The 9523-nt window shown below is 70.7% G+C and carries 8 protein-coding genes; 1 reads left to right on the top strand and 7 read right to left on the bottom strand.

Annotated features, from left to right (window positions below; all coding sequences use genetic code 11):
* Positions 1 to 991, top strand: a 991-nt coding sequence (locus VGZ23_09060; protein ID HEV2357742.1) for a ribonuclease H-like domain-containing protein, incomplete at its 5' end; no start/stop codon positions are given.
* Here the strand turns inward: VGZ23_09060 and VGZ23_09055 are convergent.
* The 7 genes from VGZ23_09055 to VGZ23_09025 all read right to left on the bottom strand — a co-directional run bounded on the left by VGZ23_09055 (position 988) and on the right by VGZ23_09025 (position 9498).
* Positions 988 to 2571: a DHA2 family efflux MFS transporter permease subunit gene (locus VGZ23_09055; GenBank protein HEV2357741.1), complete on the bottom strand. Its 1584-nt coding sequence runs from the start codon at positions 2569 to 2571 to the stop codon at positions 988 to 990. The two genes, VGZ23_09060 and VGZ23_09055, sit on opposite strands and share 4 nt — an antisense overlap.
* 11 nt (positions 2572 to 2582) lie before the next feature.
* Positions 2583 to 3563 (bottom strand): HlyD family secretion protein, encoded by a 981-nt coding sequence (locus tag VGZ23_09050; protein HEV2357740.1) that lies wholly within the window; start codon positions 3561 to 3563, stop codon positions 2583 to 2585.
* 207 nt (positions 3564 to 3770) lie between these two features.
* Positions 3771 to 5324 (bottom strand): beta-N-acetylhexosaminidase, encoded by a 1554-nt coding sequence (gene nagZ / locus VGZ23_09045; GenBank protein ID HEV2357739.1) that lies wholly within the window; start codon positions 5322 to 5324, stop codon positions 3771 to 3773.
* Positions 5321 to 6304: a GNAT family N-acetyltransferase gene (locus VGZ23_09040; protein HEV2357738.1), complete on the bottom strand. Its 984-nt coding sequence runs from the start codon at positions 6302 to 6304 to the stop codon at positions 5321 to 5323. Before VGZ23_09040 ends, nagZ begins: the two co-directional genes overlap by 4 nt.
* Positions 6301 to 7788 (bottom strand): DUF4127 family protein, encoded by a 1488-nt coding sequence (locus tag VGZ23_09035; GenBank protein HEV2357737.1) that lies wholly within the window; start codon positions 7786 to 7788, stop codon positions 6301 to 6303. The genes VGZ23_09040 and VGZ23_09035 overlap by 4 nt, the downstream gene beginning before the upstream one ends.
* Positions 7785 to 8576: a carbohydrate ABC transporter permease gene (locus tag VGZ23_09030; GenBank protein ID HEV2357736.1), complete on the bottom strand. Its 792-nt coding sequence runs from the start codon at positions 8574 to 8576 to the stop codon at positions 7785 to 7787. The genes VGZ23_09035 and VGZ23_09030 overlap by 4 nt, the downstream gene beginning before the upstream one ends.
* A 34-nt stretch (positions 8577 to 8610) precedes the next feature.
* Positions 8611 to 9498, bottom strand: a complete 888-nt coding sequence (locus VGZ23_09025; protein ID HEV2357735.1) for a sugar ABC transporter permease — start codon at positions 9496 to 9498, stop codon at positions 8611 to 8613.
* Positions 9499 to 9523: the final 25 nt, after the last annotated feature.

Genomic DNA, 9523 nt, shown 5'->3' with positions numbered 1-9523 from the left:
CGTGGATCTCGGCGCGAGCCTGGAGTGGGTCGCCGCGGACCACGCCGGGACCGCGACGGGAATGGTGTGGCTGGATACGGAGACGACCGGCCTCGCCGCCGGCACGGGAACCTACGCGTTCCTCATCGGGCTCGCATATCTCGACGGCGAGGCGCTGGTCACCGAACAGTTCCTGCTGCGGCGCCTGCGCTCGGAAGCGCGCCTGCTCGCCGCGGTGGCTGAGCGCCTCGCCGGACGCCCGCATCTCGTCACCTTCAACGGCCAACGGTTCGACTGGCCCATTCTCGAGTCGCGATTCATCCTGTCGCGCCAGCAGCCGGCCGTGCCCGCGGTCCACACCGACCTGATCACGCCGGCGCGGCGGTTGTGGCACCGGGTCCTCGGCACGCACCGGCTCAGCACGCTCGAAGCGGAAGTGATCGGGGCACCCAGGGACGGCGACGTCCCGGGATGGCTGATCCCCGGCATCTACGTCGAGTACCTCCGCTCGGGAGACCGCGCATCGCTGGACCCGGTCGTCGCCCACAACCGGGCCGACCTGCTCGCGATGGTGGCGCTCCACGGGGAAGTCGTGAGGACGCTGCGCGACCCGGAGCGCTCGCGAGTCCCCTTCGATTGGGAAGGGGCCGGCGTGCTGCTCGTGCGCCGCGGCGAGCACCCCAGGGCGGCGGCGTGCCTCGAGCGCGCCGTAGACGCCGCGGCCGATCCTGCTGATCGCTGGCGGGCGCTGCAGCGCCTGGCCCGCGCGTACCGCCTGCTCGGAGACGAGACGCGGCGGCACGCGCGATGGGAAGCCGAGGCGGCGGCGTGGCCGGCGCCGGATCGGTATCGCATGCACGTGCTCGAAGAAGCCGGGAAGGCGAGGGCGCGCGCCGGTGATCGGACCGGTGCGCGGCGCGCGGCCGCGGAGGCTCTTGCGTTGGCGGGACGGCTCGGCCTATCCGGCCCGATGGAGCGGCTGCGTCGGAGGGTCGCTCGGCTCGGCGACTAATGCATCGGCGCCGCGCGGCGCCCCGACGGCACGCGGAAAAACGGGATGCAGATCGCCATCGCGAGCACCCCCACCAGCACGACCTGAAAGGCATGCTCGAACGCGAGCACCGAGGCCTGCTGGCTGATCATTCCGTTGATAATGGCGGCCGCCTGGTGCTGGGCCGCGACCGGATCGCCGCCCCGGCCGGCCGCGAGTGCCTGGAGTTGTTGGAGCCGCGATGTGAACTGAGGATCCGTCGGGGCGGTGTGGACGGCGAGCAGGGCGTGGTAGCGCTGCATGCCGTCTTGGAGCATCGTGGCGAGCACCGCGGTGCCAAATGCCGAGCCGAGTTGGAGTTGAAGACTGAGCAGACCGGCCGCCCCGGTGAGCCGGCGGCGGTCCAACGTCGCCAGCCCCGACGTGAACAGCGGAAGGAACAGCAGCGACAGACCGAAGCCATTGACCATCAAGGCGAGGAGGATCTGTGGCGGGCCCGTGTCCAGCGTCCACCGCGACATGAGAAACACGCCGGTCGTGACGGACGCGACGCCGACCGTGGCCATCGCGCGCGGGCCGACACGGGGCATGAGGAGGCCGGCCAGCGGACTCATGCACATGGTGATGAGTCCGCGCGGCAGAAACGCCCACCCCGTCTGCGTGGCGGTATACCCCAGCACCTCCTGCAGGAACAACGATTGGAGCAGCAAGGCCCCGATGAGTCCGAACGCCATGAGGGACACGCCGGCCCAGGCCGCGGCAAACGGCGGATGGGCGAGCACGCGGAGATCGACCGCGGGGGTGTCGGTCCCGAGGAGCTCCCACAGCACGAAGAGCACGAGGCACGAGATCGCCGTGAGGCCGATCCCCCACACGAGCGGAGAATCGAACCACCCCCACTCGTTGCCCTGTTCGAGGACGACCAGCAGGCCGGCCAGGCCCACGCTGACGAGGCCGATGCCGACGGCATCGACCGTGGTCGGCCGGGCTCTCGCGTGAGCGGGGTCCGGGACGAACGCCGCCACCATGAGCGACCCGATGATGCCGACCGGCAGGTTGATGAAGAAGATCCAGCGCCAAGTGTAGTTGTCGGTGATCGCCCCGCCGATGAGCGGCCCGATCGTCGGCCCCAGCACGACCACGAGCGCGTAGAGGCCGGTCGCCAGACCTTGCTCCTCGGGGGGAAACGTTTCGCGCAGGATTGTCTGCTCCGTCGGGCTGAGGACGCCGGCGCCGAGCCCCTGCAGCACGCGCGCCGCGATCAGGAACGGCAGCGACGGGGCCAGGCCGGCCAGCGCCGAGGCGCCGATGAAGACGAGCAGGCAGGTCTGGTAGAGCCGCTTGCGCCCAAAGACCGACGACAGCCAACCGGTGAGCGGCAGCACGATGGCGAGCGCGATCAGGTAGCCGGTCGAGATCCACGCGACTTCGGTGATCGTCACGCCGTAGTTCGCCTGGATGTTGGGAAGGGCCACGTTGACGATCGACGTGTCCACCGTCCCCATCAGCGTCCCGACGGTCACGGCGGCGGTGACCAGCCATTTGTTCCGCGTGCCTCCGTCGGGGGCCGCGGTGATCGCCGGAGCGGCCGAAGATGTCACGATCGGGACCTTTAGGGAGCGGCCTGGGCCGTCCGTCCGGGCTGCGTTGTGTCGATCGTCACCTCGACCGACAGCCCCACCTGCAGCGCGCGGCCGGCGGGATCATCCAGCGCGACCCGGACCGGCACGCGCTGTACGACCTTCGTGTAGTTGCCGGTCGCGTTTTCGGGCGGGAGGAGGGATAACGCCGCGCCGGTCGCGGGCCCGAGTCGCTCGACGTGCCCGTGGAAGGTTTGATTGAGCAAATCGACGTGGACCAGCGCAGGCTGCCCCACCCGAACGTACCGCAGTTGCGTCTCCTTGAAGTTGGCGTCGATCCAGCGGGGAGAGAAGGGGACCAGCGTCATGAGCGTTTGGCCGGGCTGCACGACCTGTCCCACCTGAACAGGCACCTGGTCTGCGATCGCGCCGTCGGCCGGCGCGACGATCCGGGTCTCCCGCGCTTCCTCGGCCGCGGAAATGCGCTGCGCCTGCGCCTGCGACGCGGCGGCCCGCTGTTGATCGATCGCGGCAGCCAGTTGCCCCTGTGCCGCCCGATACTGCGCGGCCGCGGTGTCCTGGGCGGCCGTCGCCGCGTCAAGATCCATCGCCGCGACGGCCCCGGCGCGATACAGAGTCTGCTGACGGGCAAGATCCCGACGCGCCTTGGTGAGCGCGGCGTCCGCAGCCGCCACGTTACCCTCCGCGGCGCGGACCTGACCCTCGGCGGCGATCGCCTGCGCCGCCGCGGCCGCCGCCTGGTCGGCCTGCACGCGCGCGTCCGATGGGAGCAGCGTGACCAACAGGTCTCCCCGCCGTACGTGCTGATCGCCGTTCGCCAGCACCTGGGTCACGCGCGCGGAAATCTTGGCGTTGATGGCGACGGTGTCGCCGCCCACCGACGCATCGTCGGTATTCGGGTGGGTCGCGGCGTAGCTGAAGTAGTGCACCGCGTATATTGCCGCCGCCGCCACGCCGACGAGGACGCCGAGGAAGAGCCAGCGGCGGCGCATCCACGGTGCCTCGCGCCGCACGCCAGCCTGATCCGGAGGCGTGCCTGACGCCGACGCGCCGGCGTCAGGCGGTGCGCCGGACTGGCTGATCTCGGATGGAGCAGGATGGCGCGGAGGATTCGGCATGGTGCATCACCACGGTCCCGGACGTGCTGTACTGAACGGCTGCTCAGGTTATACCGTGGCTCGAAGCTTGCCTAACAGCAACTAGGGGACAGATGAGCCGGGCTCCGGAAGGGAGACCGGCAGCACTCCCTGTGCCGTGACGAGGCCGGCGAGCGCGCGCGCCCCGGCGCGCAGCGAGGCCGGGTCGTCGCCGTAGACCGCAAGACACGTCGCCTGCGGCGGCACGTCCGCGAGGACATACGGGGCGCCGGTCGCGATGACGACGAGCGGACCGGTCTCCGCCGCGGCCTGTGCGACGCGCGCGGCAGTCGTGCGCGTCTCTGCCGTGTCGCGCCGCGCGTGCCCGACCGGGAGGACGAGGACCCCGTCGCCGGGCGCCTGCCCGGCCACCAGCGGCACGCAGACCGCCTCACGCCCCGCCGCCCGCAGCGCCTCGGCCAGCCGACCCGCGGTGCCGTCACCTGCCGCTCCGTCGACGACTGCCACCGGCCCGGAGCACAACGGGAGCAACGCGCCGGGATCGCGGACCAGGGTCACGGCGGCTTCGGCCACCCGGTCGGCGACGATGAGGTGGGCCGGCACGCCGACCCGGCGCGCAACGTCTTCGACCCGTACGGTCGCCCGCTCGGCCAGTTTGACCCGCCGCTTCAGCGCGTCCACCCGCGCGACGGCGTCCGCGATCCTGGTCGGCGGAATGCGGCCGCTCGCCACCGCCTCGCGCACCGCGGCGAGGGCCTCCCGCTGTGCGTCGAGCGCCCCGCACGCGAGCACGATGTCGGCGCCGGCCAGCACGGCCTGCACCGCGGCCTCGCCGGGCCGCGCGTACCCCCTGATCGCGTCCATGGCCATCGAGTCCGTCACGATCACCCCGCCAAAACCCAGGCGCTCGCGCAGGAACCCGAGCACGGCGGGGGAGACGGTGGCCGGGCGATCGGGATCGAGGGCCCGGAAGATGATGTGCGCCGTCATGACCGCGGCGCACCCCGCGGCGATGGCGGCCCGGTAGGGGGCGAGCTCGACCCTGTCCAGCCGCCGGAAGTCGTGCTTCACGGTGGGCAATCGGACGTGCGAGTCGACGGCCGTGTCCCCATGTCCGGGAAAGTGCTTGACGGTCGCCGCGACGCCCGAGACCTGCATTGCCCGGACCGCTGCGGCGCCAAGCCGGCCGACGCGGTCCGGGTCTTCGCCGTACGACCGCACGCCGATGACAGGATTCCGCGGATTCGTGTTGACGTCGAGCACGGGCGCAAAATTCATCGGCACGCCGACCGCGCGCAGCTCCCGCGCGGTGATGCCGGCCGCGGAGGCCACCAGGGCCTCGCTGCCGGCAGCGCCGAACGCCATCGCGCTCGGGAAGTGGGTGGCGCCGGCGCGCAGGCGCACGACCGGACCGCCCTCCTGGTCCATGCTGATCAGGAGCGGCGGCTGCCCGGCGTCTGCCGCGATGCGTTGGAGCGCGTTGGTCAAGGCCGCGATCTGGACCGGCTCGGCGATGTTCTTATCGAACAGCACGATGCCGCCGGCGCCGTCCCGGATCAGACGGTCCACGTCCGGCGACGGTTCGAGGCCGGTGAAGTCCACCATGAACAGCTGGCCGATGAGATCCGACGGCGGCGTGACCGAGCCCGGCATCATAGCAGCCGCTCGCCGTGACGGTAGCGCCGGTGCGGCGCGAAGCCGAGTTTTCCGTAGAAGTCGAGCAGAATCGTCCAGTCGATCACCATCTCATCGACGCCGAGCCCGGCGAGATGAACCATAGCCCGATCGAGGAGGGCAAGGCCAAGGCCGCGGCCGCGGATTTCGGGGGACAAGCCCATGGGTCCGAGACCTCCGGCCGCCGCCGCGGGATAGGAGGCCCAGGCGATGCTCGGCCCAATCCAGCGCGACTGCGGGTGAAAGAGCAGCGCGAATCCGCGGATCGTCCCGTCCCGCGTGACGCCCATCACGTCGCCGATGGGTCCTCCGCGGGCCAGAAACCGTTCGATCGTGTACCGCCAGCGCCCCGGAAACGCCGCGGTGAGGAACGCGAGCAGCGCGGGCCGGTCGCCGGGGGCGAGCGGCCGGATTTCGATGTCGTGGTGCTGTGCCAAGAGGGCCGTCACCGCTTCCGGAGTGCGATAGTCCCTTAGGAATCGGTGCAGATCGTAGGCCTCGCCCCGAAAACGATAGCCGCACGCTTCGAAAAACCCGCCCGCGTCCGTGGCGTCCGGGACGCCGGGAAAGAAGTGCGCCGGATCGGACCCCAGGACCGCCTTCGCCCGGTGCCTGGTGCGGAGAAATGCCTCCGCGGCGCCGACGAGCGACCTCCCGATTCCGCGCCGCCGGTGCTGCGGGTCGACGGCGACGAGACTGAGCCATCCCCGGTCGGCCGCCAGGCCGTCGGCCCCGAGCGGCTCCCGCGCAATCTTGGCGATGCAGCATCCGACGACGCGGTCCGTCGACGCGGCGCAGGCGAGCGATGCCCCCTCGGGGTCGAAGTGTGGATCGAGCACGGTGTTCTGCCGAAGGAGCGCCTCCCTGAGCGGGAAGGCGGCACCGGCCGCGGCGTTCCAGAGTCGGACGATCTCGCCGATCCGGCCGGCGTCGAACGGCCGCAGGTGGATGCCCTCCGTCATCCGACCCGCATGTCGAGGGCGGCGTGGAAGAGCCGTTTCCACGGGAATCCGACGCGGTCGATGACGATCGGCACCGCGAACGAGCGGGCGATCGGCGGCACGCAGGTCTCCTGGAGCCACGCGCGCGCGGCCTCCGCGCACGCGTCGTAGGCCGGCCCGCTGTCCGGGTACCCTGCGCGCGAGTAGCGCGGCAGGACCTCCTGCAGGAGACGCTGCCGCACGACGGCCTGATACCCCCAGTCGTCGAGGAAGCGCAGGATCGTAAAATCGCGGTTGGCCCGCTCGCCGCCCCCCACGGAGATGAGGGCCTGGGCGAGCACCATTCCGAGGGTGTTGCTCATCGTGTTCCACCCGCCGTAGGCGCAAACGCCCGAGGCCCGCGGTGCTTCGAGCAGACGGGCGACGCAGGTACAATCCGCGCCGTTACTGTACCGGACGTCGGCCAGGGCGCACGGGGTCCCCGACGCGACCCCGCCGGTAAGCGCCTCGAACAGGCCGTCGAGTTCGGAGCGGGGGTAGGGCGCCTGCTGCGGCGCCTCCTGCTGCTCGCCCGGCGAGTTGTGGACGAAGAGATGTAGATCGGGCGAAGCGTTCACGCGCCCGCACCCGGCCGTCGCGATGTGCGAAGTCACCGTGAGATCCAGCGCCTGGCCCTCGTACCGCGGGATCACGTCGCGGAACGCCGGGGCCGAGTAGGTCACCTGCACCCGCGGTGGATCCCGCCGCTCAGTCACGAGCGCGCGGGCCAGCAGCCGCGCCGCGAGCTCATCCGTGCCGTACGTGACCCAGGCGCGCGACCCGGCGCCACATGAGGCGACCGCGGCGGCCAGCGCCCGCAGGTCGCGGCGCGTCCAGCCGTATTCGGCCGCGTCGTCCTGCCCGATCAAGAGCGCGTCGAAGATCTCCTCGCCGGCGAGCTCGACGAGGCGCTGCAGCACGGCGAGGTTTCGCTCGCGACGCCACCGCACATCGGCGAGCACCGTCGCCGGCACGGCGGCCGCCGCCGCGGCCGCCCGTGTCCGGGACGTCGGGTCGCCGGTCGCCGCGTAGCGGTCGTCGTCGTAACTGTGCGCGAAGATGTCCGGCCCGTACTCCGTCCAGTAGTCGGGTTCCTCGGTGGCGTCCGCGGTCCGCGGAAGACGCAAATTGCTCGCGGATAGGTACAGACGCCGGCGCGGCCGCGCGCGCCGCGCCTCGCCCCATCGGGCGGCGAGCGCCAGGCATCGGTCGAGGGGCTCGTGTCCGACCCGGCTGGGTACCAGGCCGCCGTAGATCAGCAGTTCCGCGGAGGCCACGACGAGGTCCGCGTGCGCGCCGGGTCCGGCGAGCCACGCCCACAGCCCCTCGACGTCCGCCGGCCGTTTGAGATCGCCGAGGTGCTCGGGCGCCGGGGTCAGGACGTCGGCGCCGGCGATCGCGGCCAGCCGGAGGAAAGCGCCCCGCGTGACGGGCCGGCCGTCGAGTGGCAGAAACGCAATTCTCACTTCACCGCCCCGAGCATGATGCCGCGGAGAAAGTAGCGCTGCAGCGCCACGAACACCACGATCACCGGCACCGTCATCAGCACGGCCCCGGCCGCGATGTAGCGCGTGTTGAACGCAAACAGCCCCGACAGGTAGAGCAGCCCCACCGCGAGCGGATACCGGTCCGGCGACTTCAGCACGATGAGCGGCCACAGAAACGAGTTCCAGTACGCCGAGAACTCGATGATGGCCAGCGTCGCCAGCGCGGGGGCGACGAGCGGCAGCATGACCTGGGCCCAGAGGCGGAACTCGCCGGCACCGTCGATCCGCGCGGCGTCTTCGATCTCCGCGGGGACGACGAGGTACGCCTGACGGAGCAGAAAGATCCCGAACACGCTGGCCAGGCTCGGCAGATACACCGCCGCGTAGGTGTCCACGAGGTGCAGCCGCATCATCGTTACGAAGTTCAAGATCAGCCCGACGTGTTGCGGCAGCATGAGGCTCGCGACGATGGCGTAGAAGATCTGGTCGCGCCCGGGGAAACGCATGCGCGCGAGCGGGTAGCCGGCCGCGGCGCTCACGAGCAGCGTGAGCACGATGCCCATCCCCGTGATGTACGCGGTGTTCAAGAAAAACCGGCCCACCGGCATCGTCTGCCAGACGCCGGCGAAGTTGGCCAGCGTCGCGGGACGCGGAATCAGCGCCGGCGGAAACGCAAAGACGGCGCCGTGTGAGCCGAGCGCGGTCGCGAGCAGCCAGAGGAACGGGAACACGGTCACCACGGCGAGCGCGGTCAGGAGAAGGTACATCCCGGCCGTGCCCGCGCGACGCCGGACGGCGGGTTTAATAATAGGACAATCCTCCGTGGCGCATCAGGCGGAAGTTCACGGCGGAAAACAGCGCCGTGATCGCCGCGAGGACCACGCCGATCGCGGCGGCGTAGCCCAGATGCAGCGAGTTGAACGCCTGATCGAACATGTAATAGAAGATCGTGTAGGTCGAGAAGATCGGACCGCCGCCGGTCATGACGTAGACTTCCTCGAAGACGCGCAGCGCCGCGAGAATCGAGATCGTGCTGGCCAGCAAGATGCTGGGACGTAACAGCGGGATCGTCACCCGGAACAGCCGGGCGACGGGCCCGGCCCCGTCCAGGGCCGCGGCCTCCTCGTAATAGGCGGGGATGGCCTCGAGACCGGCGAGGTAGATGACCATGTAGTAGCCGACGCCCTTCCACCAGGTCACGAGCATGACCGAGTACAGCGCCAGCCCGGGATCGCTGAGCCAGTGAATCGGGCCGTGGATCAGTCCGAGCCGCAGCAGCACGTAGTTCAGCAGCCCGGCTTCATCGTACAGCCAGCGCCACATGAGTCCCACCACGACGATCGACGTGACGACCGGCACGTAGTAGGCGACCCGGAACCAGGCAATGCCCCTGAGGGGGCGCCGCACCCACAGCGCGACCACGATCGCGGAGAGCTGCAGCGCCGGCACGACCGCGAGATAGACGGCGCTGTTCCGCAGCGCCGTCCAGAAGTAGCGGTCCTGCCACAGCGCCGCGAACTGGCTCAGGCCGACGTACCGGGGCGGCGAGATGACGTTGTAGTCGAACAGGCTGAGCGCCGTACCGAAGACGACGGGATAGAATGTAAAGACGGCCAGCAGCACCAGCGCCGGCGTGAGGAACAAGTACGCGATCGCCGTGCGGGCGACGGCCGGCCGACCCCGCCCCACGGCGGGTTTCCGCCCTCGGCGGTCT

Source organism: bacterium (assembly GCA_035945995.1).
GTDB lineage: Bacteria > Sysuimicrobiota > Sysuimicrobiia > Sysuimicrobiales > Segetimicrobiaceae > DASSJF01.
This window is presented reverse-complemented; position numbering and strand designations above follow the sequence as displayed.

Excerpts from the sequence above, each read along its gene's own strand:
- VGZ23_09050 (HEV2357740.1), bottom strand. The coding sequence starts at position 3,563 with ATGCGCCGCCGCTGGCTCTTCCTCGGCGTCCTCGTCGGCGTGGCGGCG.
- VGZ23_09030 (HEV2357736.1), bottom strand. The coding sequence starts at position 8,576 with ATGTACCTTCTCCTGACCGCGCTCGCCGTGGTGACCGTGTTCCCGTTC.
- nagZ (HEV2357739.1), bottom strand. The coding sequence starts at position 5,324 with ATGATGCCGGGCTCGGTCACGCCGCCGTCGGATCTCATCGGCCAGCTG.
- VGZ23_09040 (HEV2357738.1), bottom strand. The coding sequence starts at position 6,304 with ATGACGGAGGGCATCCACCTGCGGCCGTTCGACGCCGGCCGGATCGGC.